The sequence below is a fragment of the Candidatus Aegiribacteria sp. genome (assembly GCA_021108435.1).
In the GTDB taxonomy this organism is placed as follows: Bacteria; Fermentibacterota; Fermentibacteria; order Fermentibacterales; family JCC-6; genus Aegiribacteria.
The window spans coordinates 1-24,621 of the sequence record JAIOQY010000104.1; the positions used below are offsets into that span (position 1 = coordinate 1).

Here is a 24,621-nt window from a genome sequence, read left to right on the forward strand (position 1 = left end):
GAATATTATCTGACACTGATCAAGGATCTGTTCCCAGATAAGAACACCTTCCTCCATATAACAACCAGACAGCAAGCGATAGCGATTGTCATAAGAATGGACTCCTCAGGACCGAATCCGCCCCATGGAGGCCTGAGAACCGGTCTGAACAATGATGGCAGCATCGTATGCCCGCTCACGCTCCATCCGAACACCATCCCCGTAATCAGATTCCAGAGCCAGTGAATCAGTATGGGGTATACAAGCCCGTTTGACAGGAACCTGATCAAACCGAACAGAACACCCACCAGAAAGATATTAAGTATCCCTGTAACTGACGCACAATCGTTAGATATATGCAGATATGCGAAAACGACAGAAGAGAACAGGAGCCCGACAATCCGTTTCCCCTTGAAGCTCAGTGCATCAAGAATGAATCCCCTGCAGATAACCTCCTCATTCGCTGCCAGCAGCAGAAGAGCCATTGCGAATTGGAACCATCCGAAGTTAAAGCCGATGTATTCCAGACCTGTAAAGAAAGGGATTACCAGAAATGGACAGAACAGTATAAAAGTGACAGCAGCAACAATCGAACTGTTATCAGCACCTGATATCGGAGTCACTCCCGGCACAAGTCTCCACAGCGGCAACAGAATCGCAAGAGCCAGGAAACCTGCAACGGAAATGTTCAGAATATCGTTTTCTATGAAACCCAGAGATAGAGACAGTATCCCCTGGACCATGAACCACAGAAGTAATCCCGCAAATGCTATTCCAATGCGACAAAACGGTCTTACCTTGCCGGAATATACTCTTTCAATGAACTTCTTCTGGTGAAATTCATTTTCACAGGAGCCATGCTCTTCAGGAAGAGTCATTTCATGAGGAGTATTCAGGTACCGAGTTTATAATATCCATAAAGCTGCCTGCATGAAGACTGGCACCACCTACAAGAGCCCCGTTAACCGACGGTTTTGAGAGAATAGTGGCGGCATTGGACGGTTTTACGCTTCCGCCATACTGGATACGCAGGTTGTCAGCGAATTCCTGCCCGATGATAGAGGATACCCATTCCCTGATCAGAGAATGCATTCTTTCCGCTTCTTCAGGTGTTGCGGTGAGCCCTGTACCTATTGCCCATACAGGTTCGTATGCAATGACGAAGTTTTCGGGCGAAATATTATCCAGTCCATCAAGAGCGGAATTAATCTGCCTTCTGACAACTGCCTCCGTTCGATCTGCTTCACGTTCAGTTAGGAGTTCACCTACGCAGAGTATACCATTGAGAGCGGATTTCAATCCTGCTTCCAGTTTTTTCCTCACGATTTCATCTGTCTCACCAAGGACATGTCTTCGCTCGCTGTGACCGGCGATAAACCATGTAGATCCTGCGTCCTTAAGCATGTCAGGGCTGATCTCACCGGTGAAAGCACCTTTTTCGAACCAGAACAGATCCTGTCCACCGATTTCTATTCCAGCGTCCGAAGCCGATTCTGCAAGTAATGGTATAAGAGTAAAAGGTGGGAAAAAAACAATATCAGCAGGAGCAGTTATGGAACCAAGAGTTTTCATTTCATCGATGAACAGCGCACCGCTTTCAGGGGAACCGTTCATCTTCCAGTTACCGCCTATTATCTGTCTCAGGATCAATCACCCCCTAAGCGCTTCAAGTGCATACAGTTCATTACCCTGCATAAGAATGAGAGACGCTCCTCCACCGGTTGAGACAAAGGATATACTTTTTTCAAGACCCGCTTCAACAACAGCCCTGACAGAATCCCCGCCGCCTACCACACTTACGGTCCCATTCTTCGTAACATCGGCAAGAATTGAAGCAATTTTTCTGGTTCCTTTGTCGAAAGGATGTATTTCGAAAACCCCGAGCGGACCGTTCCATACAACAGTGCAGCTCTTTTCGATTATCTTACCGAATTGCTCGACAGTCTCCGGACCGATGTCCAGCCCGGCTTCATCTGCGGGAATGGAATCAGCGGCGACGATTCTCGCTTTCTCAGGGCTTCCAGAAGAGGGAGCTATGACTATGTCCAGCGGGAGAAAGATATCCACTCCGGACTTTTCCGCTTCTTTCAATATCTTTTCCGCCGCTCCAAGACGGTCCAGTTCCAGAAGACTGTGACCAACATTCATTCCCAAGGTCTTCATGAATGTGAATGCCATTCCGCCACCTATCAGAATGTGATCCAGCCGGGGAAGAAGATTCTCAATTACAGGTATTTTATCTGAAATCTTTGCTCCTCCGAGCAGGAGAGTAAACGGTCTCGCAGGTGAAGAAAGCATTTCATCAAAGATATGCAGCTCCTTTTGAACAAGGAGTCCTACATACCCTCCTCCAAGTATTTCAGGAAGACCTTTCAATGAAGCATGTTTTCTGTGACAGGTTCCGAAAGCATCATTCACATAGATATCTATGCAGTATGCAAGCTTTCTGGCAAAATCGAGATCTTCCTTCTTCTCTTCAGGATGAAATCTCAGATTCTCAAGGAGAAGCACATCACCAGGTCTAAGTGATGCTACCATGGTGGCAGCCCTGGCTCCGATACAATCAGGCACGAATAGAACTTTTCGTCCAAGAAGCTCCTCAAGCCTGGAAGCTATGGGAGCAAGACTGAATTCATTATTCCTCTTTCCGCCGGGTCTTCCCAGATGACTCGCTATAATAAGCGAAGCGCCCTTATCGAGGATGTACTTTATTGTTGGCAGAGCAGCTCTTATCCTTGAATCATCAGCGATTATTCCGTTCTGAATCGGAACATTCAAATCCAGTCTGAGGAATACTTTCCTGCCGGCAAGTTCCGCATCCTGAAGTAACGGATATTTCACAACCCGACCTCTGCCATATAACATGCAAAATCGACCATTCTACACGCATAGCCATATTCATTGTCATACCAGGACAGAACTTTGAGCATTCTCGGACCCATGGTTTTTGTAACAAGAGAATCAAAAACGGAACTGTACGGATTCCCGATTATGTCGCTGGATACGAGCGGTTCCTCTGAGTACTGAAGCACACCCTGAAGAGCCCCGTCAGCAGCATCCTTCATTGCTTTGTTTACAGATTCCACCGAAACATCGCTTTTTAGTTCACAAACAAGATCAACAAGTGAGCCGTCAGCGACAGGAACCCTGACAGCCATTCCGTCCAGTTTGCCTTTAAGCTCGGGAATCACAAGTCCGACTGCTGCTGCCGCGCCTGTAGTTGTTGGTATGATATTCACTGCCGCGGACCTCGCTCTTCTCAAATCCGAGTGTGGCAGGTCGAGTATTTTCTGATCATTCGTGTAAGCGTGGATTGTTGTCATGATTCCACGGGCAATTCCAAATGTATCATTGAGAATCTTTGCAACAGGAGCAAGGCAATTAGTGGTGCAGCTGGCAGTGGAGATAATATTATCTTTGTCGGGGCTGTAAAGCAAGTTATTAACACCATAGACAACAGTCAGATCGGCACCGTTCTCTCCTTTGGCAGGAGCACTTAGAAGCACTTTTTTCGCTCCGGCTTCAAGGTGAAGAGAGGCTTTCTCTCGTGTCCTGAAGAAACCGGTTGACTCAATAACAATATCCACGCCAAGTTCTTTCCAGGGAAGCTGTGCGGGATCAGGCTGTGACAGCACAAGAAAAGAGTCTCCGCCTGCTTCAATCGAATCACCACGGACTGATACGTCACCTGGAAAACGTCCATGCACCGAATCGTACTTAAGGAGATGTGCAAGAGTATTCGAATCCGTCAGATCATTCACAGCTACTATGTCAATATCTGAATTCATCAGTGAACGCCTGTAGACGAGTCTGCCAATTCTCCCGAAACCGTTGATCGCCACTTTCACTGCCATTTTAGTAACCTCCAGATTATCCGAAGAATAATTTCGCGGTCTCATACTGTTTAAGAGGTACAGTTTTCAATGTGCCAACTGCATCCTCCAGGTTAACTGCTTCGATTTCTGTTCCGCGCAGCGCTGTCATTTTTCCGAACTGCCCCTTCTCAGCCATCTCAATCGCTTTTACGCCCAGTCTGGTTCCGAGCACACGGTCAAAAGCGGATGGGCAGCCACCCCTCTGAATATGTCCAAGAACTACATGCCTTGTTTCAAGATCAGTTCTGTCGGCGATTTCATTCTTGAGAACTTCACCAACACCGATACCGGTTCCAAGCTGAACATGACCGAATGCGTCTTTTGCAGCGGAATGCATCACATGCCGCTGCAGCTGAGGATCTACAGCACCTTCAGCAATCGCGACAATAGCATACCTTAGTCCTTCATCGTATCTCTTCACAAGAAGATCACAGACTTCATCAGTATCGAATTCCACTTCTGGAAGAAGAATTACATGAGCACCACCTGCCATGCCTCCATACAGCGCCATCCATCCGGCATGACGTCCCATTATTTCAACAACAATAACCCTCTCGTGACTCTTCGCTGTTGTATGAAGCATATCCAGGGTCTTCATGACATTATTGATCGCAGTATCAAAACCAAAGGTGAAGTCCGTTGCGCTGAGATCATTGTCAATTGTCTTGGGAACACCGATCACAGACAGACCCTGCTCGTTTAATTGACTGGCTACACCAAGTGTATCCTCCCCGCCAATCGCAATGAGACAGTCAAGTTCCTGATTCCTGTATGTCGAGCTGATCCCTTCAAATCCATTCTCGATCCTGACTGGATTCGTTCGAGAAGAAAGAAGAACAGTTCCTCCCTGCATATGAATATCACGCACATTATCAAGGTTAAGCTCTATTGAAGTGTTCTCTATTACACCCTTCCAACCTCTGAGAAATCCGGTTATCCTGTGTCCCTGACTTCTTCCCCTGACGGTAATACCTCTAATAACTGCATTAAGTCCGGGAGCATCTCCTCCACCTGTAAGTATGCCTATATGCATTACTTACCTCCTATTTGTTCATATGCTGACTTATTTATGTTCACTTTGTTTTAACAATTTCAAGGCCAGTTTCTTCAATTCCGGTATCGAGAGTGACTGGCCTCCATCGGACAGAGCTTTGTCAGGATCAGGATGCACTTCAAGCATAATACCGTCTGCCCCCGCCGCGAGACCTGCGAGAGACAACGGTTCAAGCAAATCTCTCCTTCCGGATGCATGACAGGGATCAACAATGACGGGATATCCACCCAGCATTCGAGCAAGAGGTACAGCGGAAATATCCAGAGTATTCCTTGTCCATGTTTCAAAAGTCCGAATTCCACGTTCACAGAGCACAATTCTGTCATTTCCCTCTTTCACCATGTATTCAGCAGCCATGAGCCATTCCTCGATTGTGGCCATGAATCCCCGTTTGAGGAGTATCGGCATATCGATTTTACCCAGCGCTGACAGTAAAGAAAAATTATGCATGTTTCTGGCACCAACCTGAAGCATATCAGCATGCTCCATAGCAGGTTCAATTTGACTAATTGCCATTACTTCGGTGACAACCGGTATGTTGAATTCCTCTCGAACTGAATGAAGGAGCTTAAGACCTTCCAGGCCAAGACCCTGAAAAGAATAGGGAGAAGTTCTAGGTTTGAAGGAACCACCTCTGAGTATCGATACACCTGCTTCAACAGCGGCTCCGGCAATTACTCTGAGCATCTCCGCATTTTCGACGGAACATGGTCCGGCTATCAGGATGGGTACTCCTGTGCCTATTTGGACATCTCCCACGGTTACAGATCTGATGTCCAAGCTTACCCCTTTCCAAGTTCATTGATTATGAATCTGATTATTTTTCTCATCGAACTATCAGCAATCGGACCGGGGTTATGACCTACAGCGTTGTCCTCCTGATCATCAACCCAGGTTGGATCAAAACCTCCTCCAATTTCTGTCATAAGTTCAGCCCTGGTATTAATAAGACGAACAAGTTCGACATCGGATCTGAGAAGTTCTCCTCTATAGTCAGGAACTATCTCTCTTGTTTCCACTGATTTTCTATCTATTTTCCCGCTGGCTGTTCTTGGCAGTCCGTATACGAAATTGATAAGTCTCGGTATTTTGTGTTCATCAAGGAATTCTCGGAGAAAACTTCGCATACCGGCAACGTTCAGCTCAATACCCGGCCGGGGTACAATATATGCGGCAGGCATCTCACCGCGAGTAGGGTGATCCCTTCCAACTACACACGCGTCTACAATTCCGGGATGTTTCAGAATTGCCAGTTCAACCTCGAGGGGGTACACCTTCAGCCCGGCGGCTTTTATCAAGCCTCCGCGTCGTCCAAGAAAGATAAGTCGACCATCCTCTTTTCTGAACATGTCACCGGTACGGTACCATCCGTCCACGAAATACTCCTCGGTCTGAGGTCGATCCCCCAGATACCTGGTAACTACCCCGGAGCCTGAAATCCACAGTTCACCTTTGCCGTCTCCTTCCAGGATTTCCCCTGTGAGATCGCGAAGTTCAACAGCATATCCATCAACCACTGAAGTGAATCCGGATGAATCGTATTGCCCGGCAAGCACTACTCCGGCCGTTTCCGTACTTCCCCATACAGAAATCAGGTTAACACCGGTCCGCTCTGTGAAAATATTGACGAACTCGTCAGAAACATGCATTCCCCCAGCTTCAGCAATTCTGACCCTGGATAGATCCGCGTCAGTTCTTTTCCAGAGGCGAGACAAGCTTCCAAGCTGCGTAGGGAGAGCCATTATAGCTGTAACATTACTGCCGGATATCACATCAAGAAGATCCCGGGGATATCTTCGTTCAGTCAGTACTGTTTTTCCTCCGAGGTAAATACCTCTCATGAAGAGCTCATGGGGATGTCCGAATACACCGAACAGCGATAGATGAACATCCTCCTGATTAAGCCCAAGAGTTCTGCAGACACCCTTTGTATTCGCAAGCAGCTGACGGTGAGTGGTCGGGGCGATCTTTGCCTGACCGGTAGAGGCGGAAGTTACATTGAGATAAAATTCCTCATCCTCATCAACATCAGGAAGAGAACAGGGCAATTCATCTTCTTCAAACACACTTTCACCAAGACAGAGAATGCTCTCATCAGACAGTTCGAAAGCGGTATTATCAATTCCCGTCAGTACGAGCCGGTCCGACCATCTTCCGAATACTCTCTCTCTCTCCTGGACAGGCCAGCCGGGATTAAGAGAAACGAATCTTGCCCCAATCATGGATATTGCGGCAAAAGCGCACGGAAGCAGAACTGATCGGTCTGACACAACGCCGATCACATACCCGGGTTTTGCTCCAGATCTTTGAAGAAGACAGGCTATGTTTGAAGATACTCGCAGCCAGTCGGAATAAGTCAGCTTTCGTCTGTCATCCTCAAGAGCAATGAAATCGGGTAATATCGCTGCCTTGCTTTTAAGCAGTTCATGTAGGGTACCCGGCATTTATTCCTGTTTCTCTCCGCACTCAGGGCAGAACTGTGAATCGGAAGGAATATCTTTTTTACATTTTACACATTTCTTTCCGTTACCGATCACTTTTCCGCATTCAGGACAGAATTTGGATCCGGGCGGGATTATCTTATTGCAGCTCGGACATGTAACACCCATTGGTTTTCCGCACTCCGGACAGAATTTACCCGCAGGCACATTTTTTCCGCAGGATGGACAGGATACCATCGCGGCACCCCCCGCAGCAGATTCCTCGCCTTGACCGCCGCCCATTCCCATGGTCTTACCCATCATGTTAGCCATCGTCATTCCCATGCCAAGTCCGGCGCCCATTCCAACACCAGCTCCTGCGGCTCCGCCTCCGCCTTCACCCGCGGCTGCGTCACCCATGGCGGTAGCTGTTTTGAAACGCATGTACTGGTTCATATCACCAATCGCAGCCATGGCGCTCCGTTCATCTATTCTCTCCTGTACTTCCTCGGGGGGTGTAATTGCCTGCACGTAGAAATCAACAAGCTGTATACCGTACTTCCCGAAGTCATCTCCAAGTCTGGCTTTTGCAAGTGTACCAATCTCATCGTAATACTCAGCCAGATCGAAAATGGTTTCAATTGTCTCGCCGAGAAGATCAGCCAGACGTGAAATAATCATGCCCTTCAGGAAACCCTCTATCTCATCAACGGAGTATCTCCCCTCAGTACCGACAATCTTGTTGATGAACAGCTGGCTCTGATCAACCTTCATTGAGAAGCTGCCGAACGCTCTGAGTCTAACCATGGCCAGTTCTTTATCCCTGAATATGATGGGTTCCTTCGTTCCCCATTTCATGTTGGTAAACGTCTTCTTGGCTACGAAGTACGCTTCAGACCTGAATGGCGAATCCTTCCCCTCGAAAAGCGTGCTGACAACACCGGTAAGAAGCGGAATATTCTCGGTTGTAATCGTATGTCTTCCGGGACCGAACACATCCATTGCTTTTCCATCGCGGAAAAAGACACAATCCTGATTCTCTCTGACTACAAGCTGGCTGCCCAGTCGAAACTCCCCTGAACCACTTTCTGGGATTCTGTGAACAATCTCCCTGCCGCTTTCATCGAGGTACTCGATAATTTCCAATTTTTTGAACATTTGTATGTTAACCTTTCTTCGATCTAATCAGTCGGCTTGTTCTTCTCAAGATCGATCATAAGTTCACTTCTGGAAGCCATCTTGTTGCTGAATTCTATCAGAATATCAACCAATTTCCCAATAGCTTCCTTCATATCGGATCCGGCAGCTGCAGCAGCTTCAAGTACAGAAACTGCCTCTTCAAGTTCTTCAATATTTTCCACAAGTCCGACATCGAAGGCGTAGAGTTTGTCCAGCTCGTTCTCGCGGACTTTATGCATATCAAACCAACCTCGATAACCCCTTGCGGCAAAACGGATCTCATCAGTTACTTTTTCAATCTTTTTAGTGACCCTGTCGAGATCGGTCACGGATGACAGAGCAGATGGTCCTCTAAGACTCGCAGGTATCTCGTTTACTCTGATTCTGAGCTCTTCGAGTTTAGCTGTTAGACCTGAACGAAAAAGCTGATCGTTATCACGCCGCTCTTCTTTTCTTTTATATCCCTTGTATCCCGGAATCAGGCGAATCGCCTTTTCCAGAAACCCCAGTTTTCTTTCTTCACTCATCTTCTATCCTTTCTTTGAAATATAGTGTGTATCGTATTTTTCATGCATTATAAGAATAAAACCAAACGGTCCTGTCAATCCATCATCTGTCAGGCAGTGATCTGATGTTCGCGAGATGCCCTGAGTGCGTCTTCGCGAAGAGATGCCGTCCGGAACCGTCCTCCATACTGACAAAATACAGGTTTCCTGAAGCTATATCCGGGCTGAAAGCAGCAGATATCGAACTCTCTCCTGGAGAACAGATCGGTCCTGGAGGTAATCCTGTAACGCGATATGTGTTGTATGGACTGTCAATTTCAAGATCACTGTAAAGAAGCACTTCCCTGACCTCTCCAATAGCATACTGCACTGTGGCACAGCTTTCCAGTTTCATGCCACATCTCATTCTTGAGAGGAATACACCGGAGATAACCTCCCTTTCAGAGTCAACTTTTGCTTCTCTCTCAACGATCGAAGCAAGAATGATTGTCTCATGAACACTGAGACCTGAGCTCTCCAGAAGCTCTATCCTGTCTGCAGGCCATCTGGATATGCCTGTTTCAACTATTCTCCTGAGAACCTGCTCGGCCTGCAGAGAATCAGCAAACTCGTATGTCTCAGGGAAAAGGTATCCTTCCAGAGTAGGCAGATCCAATGATGACAGAAAGGATGAATCCCGTGACAGGCTGTCCAGCGAAGTCCGGCTGAAGCCAAGGCTGTCATTTAATATATCAAGGGATTGTTCCAGAGTAAGAGCAGGGGCAAGTGTTACCCAGCTTGTTTCAACGGGTATCACATCTCCAGTTGACAGGATTCTCAGAATCGAATCAGGAGACATGCTATCAGTAATATGATAAACACCCGCCTGCAACGATGGAGAGTTATGTACCTGCGAGTATCTCCATAGAAAATAGACCGGACATCGAATAAGCCCTGAATCCGCCAGTGTTTCAGCGATCTGCCTGACTCCCCATCCTCTCTCTACAGTAAAAACGCAGTCTTTACCGTTACCAGACGGTCTTCCGCACCATTTCATGAGAATAAGGCCGGTAAGTAACAGAATAATCAAACCGAGGATAACTAATGCAGCGGCACGTTTCATGGTTGCCCCAGATATCGTTTGAGTATGATTGCCGCAGCCAGAGAATCTCGTTTCCCGTCTCTGCGATCATCTGTTATCTGCGTTATTGCTTCTTTTGTTGAACCGGTTTCCCGTATTAGTTCTACTTCAAATCCTTCTCGAGCGAGATATTCAGCCAGCAGTTCCACCTCATTGGAAAGCTCAGTCGGTTTACCCGAAGACGTAAGTGGAAGGCCAAGAACCACTGTACCGCTATCGTACTTGCTCTGCAGAGTTCTTATCCTCTGCGCGATCATTGCCCAGGTAGTATCCAACAGAGGATCCTGGGGAAGAACAACACCGGAGAGACATATCGCGAAACCGGTTCTCTTTCTTCCGTAATCAATCGCTATTTCAGTCAACTAAAAATCTCTCTTTTTAAGGCTACGATAACCAATTCTTATAGAAACCAACATAACAACACATGTTGCAACGCCAAGAATAATCAGAGCAACAGTCATCGGTCCTATAAGTGTCTGCTCAGATCCGCCTGCAGGAAGAGCACGGCGAATTGTCATGCCAAGCACAGAAACCGCAAATAGAACATAACCCATGGATGCGCATGCGGCGATTATCCCTCCGTGACCGCTTGCGATGCTTGCTGCACTGCCTTTGTCAAAACGGGGAAACACCGCGCCAAGACAGGTATTGATACTGACCAGAGCAATGCACATAAGCCCCAGAGCAACAGTTGATGAAACTACAAGCACTGTCCCGGCACCTATTGCGATTGTAGACCAGATACCAATTCCAATGATAAATGGAGTAATGAAAAGGAATGACTCAAGTAATTTTGTTTTCAGCAGCATCTTTCTTCCGGCTGGAAGCTGCAGGATGTAACTGATACCACTGCCCTCAAGACTGATTGCCGGAAATGTGAATCTTACGAGAATGGTAGCAGTCACAAAACATGAAAAAGAGAAATTCAGGTAAACAACTATCGATCGCCAGAGAGGATTACCTACGTCCATGGGAAATCTGTTTATGTTGAATGCGTAAACCAGGAACAGTCCTGCCAGTAGAAGAAGCTGACTCCATTGCACCGGATCCCGCAGAAAGATAAGAATATCCTTCTGAAGCATTGTCCTGAATCTGCCGCGGGAACGAAGCAGCAGCAAGCTGCTTCTCCTGCGGGAAGAGACGGTGGATACAGAAGAGAACCGTTTTCTGAATCCGGGACAGATAATGATGTAAGCCAGGAACAATGCAATAACTGATTCAAGGATCAGGATACCTGCATTCTGAATAGCTTCCAGCCAGATTCCGTTATTAACCGAGGATACGGCATTTCCAAAAAGGATATGAGGCCAGAACCGACCCCCGGCTACAGGCAGATCAGCAACGAACTTATGAACTGCTTCCAACGCTGTCGCTTCTTTGGCTACCATACCTTCAGGTCCGGAACTTTTCAGAACAAGATAGATACCCGCAGATACAATTAATCCAAGGATTAATGCCGCCTTCCAGAGCTTGCCGTTATTCTGGCTCATTCGAATTGATGCTCCAAGCAGAATAGTACCGGATGAAACCCATATAACTAACAGAAATGGAAATAGAGCGAGTGCAATGAAAGAGGAAAAATAATTGTATTCAAGAGAAACATTAAATGCGATTAAAATTGGAATCCCAAGGAGAATTGTTGCCCATCCAGCATTGAACCAGCTCTCAATCATTCGAAAAAACGCAACCATCCTGTCCCGAACGGGAAGGGTAAGCAACAGGGAAGTCTCCCCCGATCTGAACATGGCAGAGACTCCAGTGATGAAAGATGAAATACCAATAAAGATCCCAATCGACATGAAAGTCATTCCAAGAAGCCTCTGAGCAAGGGCAATACCAAATCCCGTAAAGGTGCTTTCAAGGCCATAGATATATGAAAACAGGAAATGAAACAGTAAGTAAATACCAGGGATAAGAATGGACAATGTGATGCCGGCAGCAATAAGCTTCAGCCTGTTATTTTCCCACTCTGAAGCTGCTGCTCCTCTGAGAGAATTAATCCTGATTCCGAATAACAGTCCCGCTTTTGAATACATACTTAAAGATACTATTCTATCCCGCGAATTCACAACACTTGCCCATGCCAGTTCACTTTCTTCATGGGGTGATGGACACTTCGGTATATTGCGGATAGATTACAATATTCCAGATGGAGAAGAATATGGGGAGAGAAAAATGAAATGTCCTAACTGTGGTGCTCAAATTGGTGAGTTCAAGGGTGAGACTTACGTATGCCAGTATTGCAGGTCAACATTCCACAAACACGAATTCGACCCCGGATGGACAGGTAAACCAGAGGACACTCCTGTCAAGGAAATCCATCACCACTACCACCGGGAAGCTCCTGACAAGCTCTCCGCCGGTATGGGATGTCTCTGTTTTCTCTTTTTCCCCATCGGATGGTTTATCTACTTCCTGAACCGTGAATCCTCTCCAAAGAAAGCAAAAGCAGCCCTCATCATAGCTGTCATAATGACAATTTTCCTGATGATCGGTATTGCATCCGGAAACGGCAACTGATAGCACAACGGTGATAACCACAATATCAATCCACAGGGTTATGAATACTCTTCATATCTATATAATCCAACAGGATTCCTGTACATTCTAATATATCGCAGTACAATTATTCAGGTTGACAACATATTACTTGACAATTAGGTTAATTTTGCATGAGCATAAATTGGAATATGCAGACGTTGTATAATCATCATCAGAAGTGTTGATGCAAAACAGACGATGTGGGGGTGGTTATCGAAACAGAATTGCTTTTCAGCTATTGAGTAAGCTAGATTGTATAAATCCCAAATGGAAGGAGAAAGAAAATGAAATTTTTTGTCGGCCCGCTAACATGGGCTTTTGTAATCATTGTAGGCGGATTGATGATTACTCCTGAGGGTATAACCCCTATTGTCACTAATCCTGGTCTTCGCATTGCATTTGCCGTTATTTCAATAGGGCTTGGAGTTGCAGGATTCATTAGTATGCGTGGAGGATCTACTCGCGGCTGAAGAATACTGCCGGAGGATCGCATAACCACCACCTGCAAAACAAATTGACAAATATGGATTCTCCTGAAAACTCAAAGAAGATCAATGACCGCCCAGAATCGTGTAACCCTTTGCTCTGAGGTCTTCAGCAAGATCTCGCTCAAGTTCGAGTGATTCAAGCAGCGGCATGGGATTGTAGAATTCGTAAAGATCAGGACGGAGTTTCAAACATTTCCCTCTGAGATGTCTTCCACCTTTTTTCTGACCGAAGCCTGTATGATGTTCCTGAAATCTCTCCTCAGGGCTTCTTCTTGTCTGTCCTACGTACAGGCACTCCATTGCTGATCTGGCTTCCGGATTGTTCCTTCTGACATCCCTGTGTTTACTGACAGAAGGATCAAGTTCGATTACGTAAACGAAACAGTCCAGTTTAGGAGGTTTGTTAATAACTGTCCAGCCTTCATGCCTTAATTGCCGGATAAGAGCTCTTTCCAGTTTCAGGCCGACCTCGAGCTTTGATCTGATCCCGTCGCTTTCATATTCAGTTGTATAGCCTTTTAGAATGGAACGTTTATTTTTGAAACGGCATTTACCGAATATCTGACCGGCATGCCTTAATCCTGACATCCTCCCGACTCTTACACACTTCTTATCCGGGTCCCGCTCCGGATTGAGTTCGATGACACCTGATGTATTCAGTGCTGTATCTCTGAGAACGGCAACATAAATGAAGCTTTTCGCGACTGCTGAAATGGCAGTTTTATTCTTCCGGTTCATCTCTGAATCTGGACAGTTGTGATTGATAGAACCCGTTGTCAGGATCCAGTTCGAGAGCTCTGAGTTCCCACTCCACTGCGGATTCGGCATCACCGCTTCGGAAAAGAGCTTCTGCCAGTGTATCCATGATATTGTGATCCTGCGGTGCCAGTTCCAGGGCCTGCTCCGCTAATGCGACAGCTCTCTCAGGCTGTAATCCCCTCTCGGCAAGTGTCCAGGCATAATAGTTGAGAACCTGGGGATCCGGCTCCGTATTTTGAAGACTTCTCTCCATGATATCAAGTGCCCATTGAGTTTCTAGTTCAGTTCCGGCATCAAGATATACAGGAAATACGTTGTACTCCTCCCAGATTGCATAGAGTCTGATCAGTTCTGAAACAGGATTTTCGTGATCTGAAACACAGATATCAACAAACCTGTCAGAGCAGCCATGATGACCGCCGTTTGCTCGAGTAACCAGGATGGCAGCTGATTGTTTTCCTCTGCTGTCTCCACCTGCGTCCTCACCCGCCTGCAGAGCGGCAAGAAGCCGGACAGCAAGAGGTCCTTCAGTACGAAGGAAAGTGCTTTCCATATCAAGAATGACATCCTCCCCTGTCAGAATATTACCCTGAACAGCGTATCCGTTTCCGGTAACTCCTCCGGACCAGCTGAAAGTCTCGCTCCCTGTGAATGAAACAGCTTCTCCAGCTGCATCAACAATTCCCAGCTGACGAACTTCTCTTTCAGGATCCGCGCTTATCAGACTGTCCATCACATCGGCGGCAGAAAGTGCTTCACGAAGGAGGTCAAGACCATCCGGACCAAAAGCCCGATTGACCTGAGCCTGCGTAGCGATTGCGCCTGTTCCAGCCTCAACCCAGGGGACTTCATGACCAACGAAAGGCACGCAGGATGCTACAGCCACACCCAGTTCACCCGTATAAGAATCGTATGCGGCTATCGAGAAGGTTGAAGTCCATCCGCTATAATCCTCAGTGATTGGCACTATTCCGATAATTACCATTATTACACCGAGTAACGGTATCATTCGTCAGCTCCCTTCAGTAAGTTACAGTTCTGTGTCGGATCCGATATCGTTGAGGAACGCGACAAGCAGATCTATCGCACATTGAACATCGTGCCTGTGAATGACAGCCACAGGACTGTGACCGTATCGAGTGGGTATGGAAAGACACGTGGAATGCGCGCCCGGACCGAATCTCTGCATACTGGAAGTATCCGTTCCGCCGCGAACAAGTATTTCCATCTGATGATCGATGTTATTCTGTTCAGCGAGTTTTCTCATGTATTCCACAAGAGAAGTGGAGCATATTACACTGGCGTCCATCTGTTTGATGGCAACACCTTTGCCAAGCTCAGCGATTCTCATTCTTGCCGGAAATTCCGGAGTATCTCCTGAGCCGGTGATGTCCACTGCTATTCCAATATCAGGTTTTATCGTCTGTGCGGCGACCGCTGAACCCCGCAGCCCCACTTCTTCCTGAGCAGTTCCAACCGCATAAACATCGATGGATGGATTATTGTATTTCTTCATGGCTTCTATGATGATGTACGCTCCGATGCGGTCATCGAATGCTTTCGCTACAAGACAATCACCGAATTCGCGAAAGGATGTATCCATCGAGACCCAGTCACCGCGACCCACCATTTCTTTTACTTTGTCTCCCGGCAGACCAAAATCAAGGTACAGTTTGTCTTTCTCAGCTGTGGTGTTGCGCTGCTTGAGCGTTGGTTCCCATCTTCGATTCATCACGGCGGTCAGCACGCCGCTGTTTCTGGTATGAACACGGACAGTATGTCCCATGATATTCGCGGAATCCCATCCGCCTACAGGTACAACAGATGCGAAACCTTTTGCATCGATGTTGTTTACCAGGAAACCAATCTCATCAATGTGACCCGCAAGCATTACCTTCAGACGTGAATCTCCATCCGTACCCGATTTGAACGCAATTATGTTTTTCATTGCATCCGTTGAGAAATAGTCAACGTAACCTTCAAGGGCCTCCTTAAACAGAACTACTATCTCGTCTTCATGGCCCGATACTCCGTCTGCTTCACACATCTTTTTCAGGAGATCCATTCCGTTGATCCTTTCATTTCAGCAACATAGAATATCCGGGTTCATCAGTGTGTAACCCATGTAAATCCAGCTCTTTCCATCCATCTGGTGGATGATTCACCCGCAAAGTCAATATCTTCGATTACGCTGTTCGCGGCATCAACCGGTGCAAGCCCATTCTCCAGTATCTGATTAAGATAATATATCTCGATAATACCACTGGCTCCCCAGTCAACACTCTGCGTATATCCTGATACAAGAAATCCTTCAGGCCAGTTTCTTCTTGATGAGATTATAGCATCCGGAGTCCTTCCAGCCATTATTTCGCAGCAGCTGAAGTGAACCATGGCAAGATTCCGGCAGGGTTCGAGGGCGTCGGTGAATTCGCGAATGGAAACAGCACCTGAGGCAAGTTCGATTCCAGCTGAAGAACCATGCGATGCTATAACAAGGTAAAGGTTCCCTGGTAATCCTGAGGATTCAAGACAGAATGCGGAAAGGTCATCTGTATCATGAATGAATCTATGTCTTACACTCACGCCTGGAACCCTGGCAAACCAGGACGAAAGCATTTCGCCGAAGGAGTATTCCTGCTCTGTCATGGAAACCTGCCATTCGGATTCCAGTATTACCAGCCAGTTTGATGATTCTGCTCCTGAACCGGCCCTGAAACCCTCCCAGTCGAACCACTGCCTGGTTCCGTCAGGTCTCCACTTTCCGGTGATATACATGGAATCATCAGAGAGATCGAACCATCCCATACCGGAAGCAGACTGTTCAGTATAGGCAAAAACCAGTCGTCCATCAGCCCCTACTTCTCCCTCTATTGTAGAATATCCTTCGAGAGTGTAGTGACCGCTTACAGAAGAGCCATCCTGACGAAGAAAGAGTGTGCCATAAGTTGTTTCCCAGGTTCCTGAGAAATCAGTGATGTCTCCTGCTGCCGCGGAATAGAAGACAGTCAGAAAGATCAGGGGAATCAATCTCATTCAAGCACCGCCCTTATCCTTCTGACGCCACTGGAAGAACTCATCTCCTTAGCGATTCTGAACGTCCCGAGTTCTCCAGTATGAGCGACATGGGGACCGCCACATATTTCAATCGAGTAATTCCCAATCGTATATACTTTTACTTTCTCACCGTACTTGCTGCGGAATAAACCTATTGCACCCTTTTCAAGAGCCTCCTCAAGTTCCATTTCCACACAATTTACAGGTAGATCAGAAGCAATTATCTCATTTACTTTCAACTCAACATCAGCCTTCTCATCAACAGTCATTGCTGCCGGGTGACTGAAATCGAATCTCAGTCTCTTTTCCGTGATATTGCTTCCCTTCTGCTCCACATGTTCTCCCAGAACATCTCGAAGAGCCTGGTGTAGAAGGTGAGTAGCAGTATGCAGCTTTGTTACCATTTCGCTGTTGTCAGCAAGGCCACCTTTGAATTTGTTCTCACTTCCCCGTCTGGAAAGCTCTCTATGTTTTTCAAATGCCTTGCTGTAACCGCTCATGTCAACAGTCATGCCATGTTCCGCTGCCATCTCAGCTGTGAACTCCACAGGAAATCCGTAGGTGTCATACAATCTGAATGCTATTCTTCCGGGAATGGTTTTTGCGGGATTTTTCTGAAGGTTGGGCAGCAATTTATCGAATTCACGCAATCCTGCCTGCAATGTCTTCTCGAAACGTATTTCTTCCGACGACAGCTCATCCAGTATGAATCTTCTGTTCCTGGCAAGTTCATCGTGAGCGGAAGCTTCCGTTTCTAATACAACCTCTGCGAGCCTGTGAGTGAACGGTTCATCAATCCCGAGCTTTCTGCCATGCCTTATCGCGAGCCTGATCAGCCTTCTGAGAACGTATCCTCTGTCGAGATTCGAGGGTGGTACTCCCTGATCGTCGCCAAGAATGTGAGTGGCTGTTCTGATATGATCTGAAATAACCCGGAGAGACCTGATAGTTTCGCTGTCAGGTTGTGAACCAATACCAGCGAACTTTTTCAGAAAACCGAATAAAGGCTGGAATTCGCGAATATCGAATACCGTCTCGGAACCGTTCATCATGGCTATGGTTCTTTCCACGCCCATGCCGGTATCAACGTTCTTCTGTTCAAGCGGAACGTAGCTGCCGTCTTCTGTTCGGCGGTACTGCATGAAGACATCGTTCCATATTTCGAAATACTTCCCGCAGCCGCATCCCGGTCTGCAATCCGGGCAACATGGAGTTCTTCCTGTATCAATGAATATCTCGGTATCAGGACCGCATGGTCCGGTATTTCCGGTAGGTCCCCACCAGTTATCCTTCCGTCCCATGAAGTATATCCTGTCGCGAGGAATACCGGTTTCCTCCCAGATAGCAGCTGCTTCTTCATCAGGACGCACCTGATCATCACCTTCGAATACAGTGACATGAATCTGGTTCACTCCGAACCCAAGCCATTCTCCGGATGTCAGGAACTCATAACTCCATTCAATCGCTTCACGCTTGAAGTAATCGCCGAGAGACCAGTTACCGAGCATTTCAAAAAAGGTCAGGTGTGTGGAATCACCTACTTCATCAATATCTCCCGTTCGTACACATTTCTGAACATCAACCAGCCTCCGGCCGGCTGGATGTTTCTCACCGAGGAGAAATGGTACGAGCGGCTGCATACCGGCAGGTGTATAGAGTATTGTGGAATCGTTTTCAGGGATCAGTGATGAGCCCTGAATAACAGTATGTCCTCTTTCTCTGAAAAAATCGATATAGAGCTGTTTCAATTCATCTGAAGTCATTCTTTTCCTTAAATATCAGATTAGATGTTCTTCTGAAATATTCTGTAAGTTCGATACTGATCGGCATTAAGATCTTTTTCAAGTATTCTTCTCATGGAGTGGTTATCCTCAAGTACCCATGACAGTTCCCCCCGGCCCATATTTCTCTCAATACTGGCCTCTATGATTCTGTGTATAAGGAGCGCTTCGATTCCCCGTCCGCGAAACTCCTTTCGAACACCAAGAAGAAGCACTCTTACCTGATTGATCTTCGTGCGGAACAAAGGAACTTTCAACGCGAATACTGCACGGATGAGGTTGCCATTCGCTCTGGCAAATGCCTGGTTTGCATCCGGAAGCGCAATGGCAAAAGCAACCGGTTTTCCTTCAATCTCAACAATCGGACCAAGCTCGGGAAGCATTATCATCTTGAGTTCATCAGCCATCATATCGAGTTCCCTTTTGCTCATAGGTACAAATCCCCAGTTATCGTGCCAGCAATCATTGTAAATATCCATGATTACCGGTACTTCACGGTGAATATTCTTCACGCAGAAATCCCTGATTCTGATACCGTGCCTTTTTACTACGAGATCAGCAATACGGGAAAACCTGGAGTAATCGGTTTTATCCGAATCCAGGTAATAAGCCAGCAGATCCTTGCTCTTAAGATATCCACTACTGTCAAGAGCGTCTGCATACCACCTGTAGTTGTAAGGCATCATTATCGGTGGTCTGGAATCAAAACCTTTTACAAGCAGACCACACTCCTCGTTTGTGGAGAAGTTCATCGGTCCTCTGATTGTATCCATACCTGCTTCACGAAGCCTTTTTTCAGCTTCAGCAAGAAGCAGTTTGAACAGCCCGGAATTCTCCTCACTCTCGAGGAACCCGAAAAAACCGGTCTTCTCATTATGGTATTCGTTATGTGTATGATTTACTATTACCGCAATGCGTCCTGTAACTTCACGCTGATCGTTCCGGGCGACCAAAAGAGTAACATCCCCATGTTCATGAAAAGGATGCTTCTTTTTATTGAAAAGCTCCTTCTGAAAAAACCTGATCGGTGGAACCCAGTAAGGATTATCCCTGTACAGTCTGAATGGCAGATCGATGAACTCTCTTAGCTGATTCCTGCTGGTCACTTCCTCGATTGTGAAAGACATCGAACCTCCCGGATCAGATTATGCCGAGTTCTTCCCCGGTCTTCTTGAATATCTCAAGGGCTCTATCAATCATGGATTCCGTATGTGTAGCCATGTAACTGGTACGCAGCATTTCACCACCATAAGCAACAGCAGGACTGATAACAGGATTTGTAAAAACACCGGCTTCAAAGAGTTTCCTCCAGAACACGAGTGTCTGAACTTCGTCGCCAACGATAATCGGTACAATCGGAGCTTCTGAATTGCCTACATTGAACCCAAGAGAAGCAAGCCCCTGTCTTGCGCGTTCAGCAGCACAGTGTGATTTTGCGACAAGTTCAGGTTCCTTCTCCAGAATATCCAGTGCGGCAATAACCGTTGCGACAGCTGCGGGCGGCAGACTGGCGGAGAATATCATTGTTCGAGCTGTATGTTTGATATACTCCATAACTTCGGCGGGACCAGCAGCAAAGCCTCCAATACAGGCAAATGATTTGCTGAAAGTTCCGACCAGAATATCAACATCATCATGACAGCCAAAATGTTCCGCTGTACCACGCCCCCTCGGGCCCATCGCACCTACTCCGTGCGCATCATCCACAATGAGTCTTGCTCCGAATTCCCGGCAGACTTCCACAAGTCCGGGAATATTCGCGAGATCACCCTCCATACTGAAAACGCCGTCTGTTACGATTACAGCCGGATGTTCTCGATTGTTCTCAAGCATATATCTGAGATGATCGTGATCATTATGTCTGTATTTCAATACTCGGGCATAACTCATTCTGGAGCCGTCAATTATTGAAGCATGATCCATTCTGTCCAGATAGATAAGATCATCCCTGCCGGCAATTGTTGAGATCACTCCAAGGTTAGACTGAAATCCGGTGCTAAAAGTTATTGCCATTTCCTTGTCCAGAAATTTGGCAAGTCTATCTTCAAGCTCAATATGAAGATCAAGTGTGCCGTTAAGGAAACGACTGCCTGTACAACCCGTGCCGTATTTATCGATAGCTTCCTTTGCTCTCTCCATAATAACCGGATGGTCTGTCAGTCCAAGGTAATTGTTGGAACCCAGCATGATGATGCTGTGTCCGTCGATCTCCATCTCAGCCCCTACATGACCTCCGAGAGGCACAAAATATGGATAGAGACCGGACTCTCGAACCTTCTCCAATCTGTCAAACTCGGAACACTTCTGGAAGACATCTCTTTGCGCGTTTTCCATTTTCCACCTTGCCATCGGTTAAATCAACATGTAGCATTGCGCAGGAAGTTAATCAGGATGTTCACGCAAGTCAACGGATTCCGGTGATTATGAATAAATCAGTACTTACAGGAGCTTCCGGTTTTCTGGGAAGCCACATAGCGGAAATACTCATTAATGCGGGTATATCCACCTATGTATTACTCAGGCAATATTCATCCGTATCGAATATACCACCGGAATGCACAGTAAGCCGAGTCGATTTTATGAACCCTGATTCAATTGGCTCCGTTCTGGCAAACGCGAATGTGATTATTCATTCAGCCGGTGCGACAAGCGCCGGCAGCCAGGAGGAATTCGATCAAGCTAACGCGCTGATAACCAGGAACATGCTCATTGCCAGAGAGAAATTCGCCAGTGATGCTTTATTCATTTTCATATCCAGCCAGGCAGCATCTGGTCCGGGGGGAACAGGACCGGTAACCAACTACGGAAGAAGCAAACTGCTGGGTGAATATGCCGTCAGAGATACCGAGAACTGGATAATCGTCAGACCACCTGCGATATTCGGGCCGCGTGATCCTGCCTCTACCCCGATACTAAGGCTTGCACTGAAAGGTCTTTTCGTATCGCCATGGATAAACAGAGGGGGATTCGCTCTTGCCTATGCGCCAGACCTCTCGCGATTGATAGCACACCTACCTGAATATCCGGAAGCTGTTGGCAAAACCCTTGAACCATCCTACGGCAGGCTCTTTTCCTGGAAGGACTTTCATAGACTTCTGCAGCAGGCAGCAAAAAGAAGGATCTTTCATCTGAGAATACCTCCATTTCTGATTAACTCAGCCGGATTCATGTCAGAGGCACTCTCTTCAATGATCGGTGCAACCCCGTTCTTCAGCAGGGACAAATGTAAAGAACTCCTGGCTCATGACTGGAAACTGGAGAATGGACTGACGGAAAAGATAACCGGCTGGAAACCAGCCATCCCTGTAGAACAGGCACTGGAAGAGACCTTCAACTGGATACGAAGTAAATCATAAAGAGATCTTTGACATAGCATATTTCGATTTGATGGCGAAGCACATAAGGTTGATCTTGCTATATATATTATACATTGTGATATATTCTCTTACAGATAACTACATACACATATCCAATCAATACCAGAAACCTGGCATACTCGTCAGCGGGCCTGCGGTCTCTCCCAAAGATATCCCTGAAACCGTGATTCAGGCTTCTGAATCAGTTGCCGGCGCTGCGGAACCAATATCGGAAGTATCGTTGATGTTCCCGCTGTCAGGAATGGCTTGAAATCAAGATTCCTATTGCTCTCGCTTTCGATGTCGAAGAAGCCGTCTGTGCCTATAAACATCCCCCGTATCGGGACACCGCTCTCATCGATCTCTACCAAGAAGATCCTGCCCGTGCCGCCGTAATCCGTATGCCCCACTCCGACACAGGTGCCGTTTCCGACAACCATGACATCGCGGTACCACTGTGATTCGTACTCGCGAAGTTTCCCACTACACCGAACCGCTGCTATCGAGCCTTGATACCGAAGAACTCCATTTCAGTAACAGTGTTGTTACTTCTCAATCAGTTGGGTATTGTAGCGTTCTATCAGTCAGAACCAACCATTACTACAGGGAGACGGGAGAATCGCACTGCCATACGGAAAATATAGAAAATGCAGAGTCGCGAGGAGGCTCTACCGCAGCCTCCGGATATCCTTTCCAGATTAAATATGTTGATGAACAACAGATTAAAATTAGGAAGCGCCATCCCCTCCGACCGAGATGGCATTATCACTGATGCCAAAAGGTCATCAAAGGCTGCAAACAGCGGATTCATGCTTGTTGGTCAGTTTATAGGAAAAGGTTCTCTTTTCGTATCGATGATGTTCCTCGCAAGATATCTGTCTGATGGGGATTTCGGAGGTCTTCTTTTTTCAATAGCACTTGGACAGATATATCTTATCCTGTCCGATCTGGGCGTTTCACTTATTATTAACATGCGTTCAAGCGTAAGAGTCGCTGATACTCAAGAACTGCTTTCCACATCTTTCACAATCAGGACAATTCTCTGTTTACTTGGCTTTCCACTTCTTATGCTGACTGGTTATCTGCTGCATTTATCTTCAGAGAGAATGCTTGTTCTCGGAATAATCGGCATTTCTGTTGTCTTCGAATCTTTTGCCGAGATGATTTATTCGATCTTCAGAGCAAGAGAAAAAATGATCTACGAGTCCATTTGCAGGATTTCAATGGGCATAATTGGCCTGACAACTGTACTGCTTCTGATTCAGTTCAGAATGGATCTTACCGCGATTGCTTCAGCCTATGTTATTAGAACTCTTGCTGCAGCCATTATAGCAATTCTATGTCTTAAAAGAATCGGCTTCTCGATATTGCCTTCTATAGATATGCTGAAAATAAAGGAACTTTTCATCAGCTCAATTCCGGTTGGAATCATGGGGGTGGTAACAGTTGTTCATCAGAGGGCGGACAATATTCTTATAAGACAGATACTCGGTGAAAACGCAGTAGCAGCATGGCAGGAGTGTCTGAAGATCATCGAGTTGATGCTTCTGCTGGTTGTTCCTACATTATTACCGGGCGCACTGTTTCCATCTCTTTGCCGTGCATTCAGAGATGGCGGGTATAAGCGACAGACCGGCAACATGTCCAGAATTTTCATCGGCCTTGCCGTAGTGCTGTCCCTTTCAGTCTTATCAGCGGGAGACAGATTCCTGAGGTTCATATGGGGAAGCGAATACCTAAGAAACATCAGTTCTTCGGAAATGCAGCTATGCCTCTATTTATGCCTTGGAGGGCTTGCAGCGGTATACCTTTGGAATATTCTCGTATCAGCTCTCCTGGCCGTGAACAAAGTCAGAGTGGTCGTACCCATCACCACTGCGGCACTGATTCTTGTTGTAGGCGGGAACCTTCTGCTTATGCCTGTGATCGGATTGCCTTCCGCGGGTATTTTCTTTGTCGCGGGGAACTTACTGATAGTTGTCTGTTACTGGGTATTCCTGAAAAGGAGAGGTTATTCACTGCCGATCTGGAGAGAGGCAGCCATCTCAATTCTTGTTTCGATACCTGCATTCGCTGCAGTTATTCTGATCCGGCGTATGCCATTTCTGCCCGCTCTGATCCTGCCTGTTCTGATCTACATTCCGTTCTGGTGGTTCACCGGAGGCGGAAGAGCAATTCGCGAAGTATTTCCACATAAAACCGTGTAAGAAGCAGCTGAAATGAATTAAACCCGAATCCATCACGAAAACTCTACTGCAGCAAAGTACAGTGTCCGAAGCTTCGTTGAAGCTCATCTTCTCAAGAGAGAATAGTGCCCTTGATATTCGCTCAGGGTCTTTCTACCATTATCTATCGCATGCTTCAATGGGCTTGCCGCAGTGAACGCTGGAACCAGCATAGCCAGAAGCAAGTGGTTCCCGGGAGAGCCCGGAAACCAGCATAGCCAGAAGCACGTGGTTCCCGGGAAAGCCCGGAAACCAGCATAGCCAGAAGCACGTGGTTCCCGGGA

Annotated in this window: 24 protein-coding genes; 4 read left to right on the forward strand and 20 right to left on the reverse strand. The window is 46.9% G+C overall.

The annotated features are described in order from the left end of the window. Positions 1 to 5 precede the first annotated feature (5 nt). From K8R76_06140 to K8R76_06195, 12 genes are all read right to left on the reverse strand, one after another. Entirely contained in the window at positions 6 to 857 is an 852-nt protein-coding gene (locus K8R76_06140) for a CPBP family intramembrane metalloprotease (protein MCD4847751.1), read from the reverse strand. A 1-nt stretch (position 858) separates the two neighbouring features. Next, the gene (gene tpiA / locus K8R76_06145) at positions 859 to 1,626 is read right to left on the reverse strand and encodes a triose-phosphate isomerase (GenBank protein MCD4847752.1); all 768 of its coding nucleotides are present in this window, start codon (positions 1,624 to 1,626) and stop codon (positions 859 to 861) included. Between the two features lie 3 nt (positions 1,627 to 1,629). Then, complete coding sequence (locus K8R76_06150; protein MCD4847753.1) at positions 1,630 to 2,844, reverse strand: phosphoglycerate kinase; 1,215 nt, start codon at positions 2,842 to 2,844, stop codon at positions 1,630 to 1,632. Further along, entirely contained in the window at positions 2,817 to 3,833 is a 1,017-nt protein-coding gene (gene gap / locus K8R76_06155; protein ID MCD4847754.1) for a type I glyceraldehyde-3-phosphate dehydrogenase, read from the reverse strand. The genes K8R76_06150 and gap overlap by 28 nt, the downstream gene beginning before the upstream one ends. Before the next feature lie 16 nt (positions 3,834 to 3,849). Continuing rightward, on the reverse strand, positions 3,850 to 4,887 hold the full coding sequence (locus tag K8R76_06160; GenBank protein MCD4847755.1) for an ATP-dependent 6-phosphofructokinase: 1,038 nt from the start codon (positions 4,885 to 4,887) through the stop codon (positions 3,850 to 3,852). A gap of 30 nt (positions 4,888 to 4,917) precedes the next feature. Beyond that, complete coding sequence (gene aroF / locus K8R76_06165; protein ID MCD4847756.1) at positions 4,918 to 5,688, reverse strand: 3-deoxy-7-phosphoheptulonate synthase; 771 nt, start codon at positions 5,686 to 5,688, stop codon at positions 4,918 to 4,920. 2 nt (positions 5,689 to 5,690) lie between these two features. Continuing rightward, entirely contained in the window at positions 5,691 to 7,352 is a 1,662-nt protein-coding gene (locus tag K8R76_06170) for an AMP-binding protein (protein MCD4847757.1), read from the reverse strand. After that, entirely contained in the window at positions 7,353 to 8,486 is a 1,134-nt protein-coding gene (locus K8R76_06175; GenBank protein ID MCD4847758.1) for an SPFH domain-containing protein, read from the reverse strand. 23 nt (positions 8,487 to 8,509) lie between these two features. Then, entirely contained in the window at positions 8,510 to 9,034 is a 525-nt protein-coding gene (locus K8R76_06180) for a hypothetical protein (protein MCD4847759.1), read from the reverse strand. Between the two features lie 82 nt (positions 9,035 to 9,116). Continuing rightward, the gene (gene mltG, locus K8R76_06185; protein MCD4847760.1) at positions 9,117 to 10,115 is read right to left on the reverse strand and encodes an endolytic transglycosylase MltG; all 999 of its coding nucleotides are present in this window, start codon (positions 10,113 to 10,115) and stop codon (positions 9,117 to 9,119) included. Then, entirely contained in the window at positions 10,112 to 10,495 is a 384-nt protein-coding gene (locus K8R76_06190) for a RuvX/YqgF family protein (protein MCD4847761.1), read from the reverse strand. The genes mltG and K8R76_06190 overlap by 4 nt, the downstream gene beginning before the upstream one ends. After that, positions 10,496 to 12,058, reverse strand: coding sequence for a hypothetical protein (locus tag K8R76_06195; protein MCD4847762.1), 1,563 nt, complete (start codon positions 12,056 to 12,058; stop codon positions 10,496 to 10,498). On the opposite strand from K8R76_06195, the gene K8R76_06200 reads away from it, so the two are divergent. Next, positions 12,051 to 12,653, forward strand: a complete 603-nt coding sequence (locus tag K8R76_06200) for a hypothetical protein (protein ID MCD4847763.1) — start codon at positions 12,051 to 12,053, stop codon at positions 12,651 to 12,653. The genes K8R76_06195 and K8R76_06200 overlap by 8 nt on opposite strands. Before the next feature lie 305 nt (positions 12,654 to 12,958). Next, positions 12,959 to 13,144: a hypothetical protein gene (locus tag K8R76_06205; protein MCD4847764.1), complete on the forward strand. Its 186-nt coding sequence runs from the start codon at positions 12,959 to 12,961 to the stop codon at positions 13,142 to 13,144. A gap of 81 nt (positions 13,145 to 13,225) precedes the next feature. Here the strand turns inward: K8R76_06205 and K8R76_06210 are convergent, their stop codons facing one another. From K8R76_06210 to K8R76_06240, 7 genes are read right to left on the reverse strand one after another with little or no spacing between them, the layout of a single operon-like run. Then, positions 13,226 to 13,900 (reverse strand): hypothetical protein, encoded by a 675-nt coding sequence (locus K8R76_06210; protein ID MCD4847765.1) that lies wholly within the window; start codon positions 13,898 to 13,900, stop codon positions 13,226 to 13,228. Then, positions 13,884 to 14,930, reverse strand: a complete 1,047-nt coding sequence (locus tag K8R76_06215) for a DUF1028 domain-containing protein (GenBank protein MCD4847766.1) — start codon at positions 14,928 to 14,930, stop codon at positions 13,884 to 13,886. The genes K8R76_06210 and K8R76_06215 overlap by 17 nt, the downstream gene beginning before the upstream one ends. 21 nt (positions 14,931 to 14,951) lie before the next feature. After that, positions 14,952 to 15,986 carry a M42 family peptidase gene (locus K8R76_06220; protein ID MCD4847767.1) on the reverse strand — a complete coding sequence of 345 codons (1,035 nt, stop codon included), beginning with the start codon at positions 15,984 to 15,986 and terminating at the stop codon, positions 14,952 to 14,954. Between the two features lie 44 nt (positions 15,987 to 16,030). After that, a complete protein-coding gene (locus K8R76_06225) occupies positions 16,031 to 16,954 on the reverse strand; it encodes a hypothetical protein (GenBank protein MCD4847768.1) in 924 nt (307 codons plus the stop codon). Beyond that, positions 16,951 to 18,738 carry an alanine--tRNA ligase gene (locus K8R76_06230; GenBank protein MCD4847769.1) on the reverse strand — a complete coding sequence of 596 codons (1,788 nt, stop codon included), beginning with the start codon at positions 18,736 to 18,738 and terminating at the stop codon, positions 16,951 to 16,953. The genes K8R76_06225 and K8R76_06230 overlap by 4 nt, the downstream gene beginning before the upstream one ends. A 20-nt stretch (positions 18,739 to 18,758) precedes the next feature. Beyond that, positions 18,759 to 19,883: a GNAT family N-acetyltransferase gene (locus tag K8R76_06235; protein ID MCD4847770.1), complete on the reverse strand. Its 1,125-nt coding sequence runs from the start codon at positions 19,881 to 19,883 to the stop codon at positions 18,759 to 18,761. Positions 19,884 to 19,896: 13 nt separating this feature from the next. Next, complete coding sequence (locus tag K8R76_06240) at positions 19,897 to 21,105, reverse strand: pyridoxal phosphate-dependent aminotransferase family protein (GenBank protein ID MCD4847771.1); 1,209 nt, start codon at positions 21,103 to 21,105, stop codon at positions 19,897 to 19,899. 74 nt (positions 21,106 to 21,179) lie between these two features. On the opposite strand from K8R76_06240, the gene K8R76_06245 reads away from it, so the two are divergent. Beyond that, positions 21,180 to 22,112 carry an NAD-dependent epimerase/dehydratase family protein gene (locus K8R76_06245; GenBank protein ID MCD4847772.1) on the forward strand — a complete coding sequence of 311 codons (933 nt, stop codon included), beginning with the start codon at positions 21,180 to 21,182 and terminating at the stop codon, positions 22,110 to 22,112. Between the two features lie 143 nt (positions 22,113 to 22,255). On the opposite strand, the gene K8R76_06250 is transcribed toward K8R76_06245, so the two are convergent. Then, the gene (locus K8R76_06250; GenBank protein MCD4847773.1) at positions 22,256 to 22,483 is read right to left on the reverse strand and encodes a hypothetical protein; all 228 of its coding nucleotides are present in this window, start codon (positions 22,481 to 22,483) and stop codon (positions 22,256 to 22,258) included. A 339-nt stretch (positions 22,484 to 22,822) separates the two neighbouring features. On the opposite strand from K8R76_06250, the gene K8R76_06255 reads away from it, so the two are divergent. Next, complete coding sequence (locus K8R76_06255) at positions 22,823 to 24,319, forward strand: oligosaccharide flippase family protein (protein MCD4847774.1); 1,497 nt, start codon at positions 22,823 to 22,825, stop codon at positions 24,317 to 24,319. Positions 24,320 to 24,621 lie beyond the last annotated feature (302 nt).

Bases quoted from the DNA above. Each gene is read 5' to 3' on its own strand.
- K8R76_06140 (MCD4847751.1), bottom strand. From the start codon at position 857: ATGACTCTTCCTGAAGAGCATGGCTCCTGTGAAAATGAATTTCACCAG.
- K8R76_06150 (MCD4847753.1), bottom strand. From the start codon at position 2,844: ATGTTATATGGCAGAGGTCGGGTTGTGAAATATCCGTTACTTCAGGAT.
- gap (MCD4847754.1), bottom strand. From the start codon at position 3,833: ATGGCAGTGAAAGTGGCGATCAACGGTTTCGGGAGAATTGGCAGACTC.
- K8R76_06160 (MCD4847755.1), bottom strand. From the start codon at position 4,887: ATGCATATAGGCATACTTACAGGTGGAGGAGATGCTCCCGGACTTAAT.
- K8R76_06170 (MCD4847757.1), bottom strand. From the start codon at position 7,352: ATGCCGGGTACCCTACATGAACTGCTTAAAAGCAAGGCAGCGATATTA.
- K8R76_06175 (MCD4847758.1), bottom strand. From the start codon at position 8,486: ATGTTCAAAAAATTGGAAATTATCGAGTACCTCGATGAAAGCGGCAGG.
- K8R76_06180 (MCD4847759.1), bottom strand. From the start codon at position 9,034: ATGAGTGAAGAAAGAAAACTGGGGTTTCTGGAAAAGGCGATTCGCCTG.
- mltG (MCD4847760.1), bottom strand. From the start codon at position 10,115: ATGAAACGTGCCGCTGCATTAGTTATCCTCGGTTTGATTATTCTGTTA.
- K8R76_06200 (MCD4847763.1), top strand. From the start codon at position 12,051: ATGGACAATGTGATGCCGGCAGCAATAAGCTTCAGCCTGTTATTTTCC.
- K8R76_06205 (MCD4847764.1), top strand. From the start codon at position 12,959: ATGAAATTTTTTGTCGGCCCGCTAACATGGGCTTTTGTAATCATTGTA.
- K8R76_06210 (MCD4847765.1), bottom strand. From the start codon at position 13,900: ATGAACCGGAAGAATAAAACTGCCATTTCAGCAGTCGCGAAAAGCTTC.
- K8R76_06215 (MCD4847766.1), bottom strand. From the start codon at position 14,930: ATGATACCGTTACTCGGTGTAATAATGGTAATTATCGGAATAGTGCCA.
- K8R76_06220 (MCD4847767.1), bottom strand. From the start codon at position 15,986: ATGGATCTCCTGAAAAAGATGTGTGAAGCAGACGGAGTATCGGGCCAT.
- K8R76_06225 (MCD4847768.1), bottom strand. From the start codon at position 16,954: ATGAGATTGATTCCCCTGATCTTTCTGACTGTCTTCTATTCCGCGGCA.
- K8R76_06230 (MCD4847769.1), bottom strand. From the start codon at position 18,738: ATGACTTCAGATGAATTGAAACAGCTCTATATCGATTTTTTCAGAGAA.
- K8R76_06235 (MCD4847770.1), bottom strand. From the start codon at position 19,883: ATGTCTTTCACAATCGAGGAAGTGACCAGCAGGAATCAGCTAAGAGAG.
- K8R76_06240 (MCD4847771.1), bottom strand. From the start codon at position 21,105: ATGGCAAGGTGGAAAATGGAAAACGCGCAAAGAGATGTCTTCCAGAAG.
- K8R76_06245 (MCD4847772.1), top strand. From the start codon at position 21,180: ATGAATAAATCAGTACTTACAGGAGCTTCCGGTTTTCTGGGAAGCCAC.
- K8R76_06255 (MCD4847774.1), top strand. From the start codon at position 22,823: ATGAACAACAGATTAAAATTAGGAAGCGCCATCCCCTCCGACCGAGAT.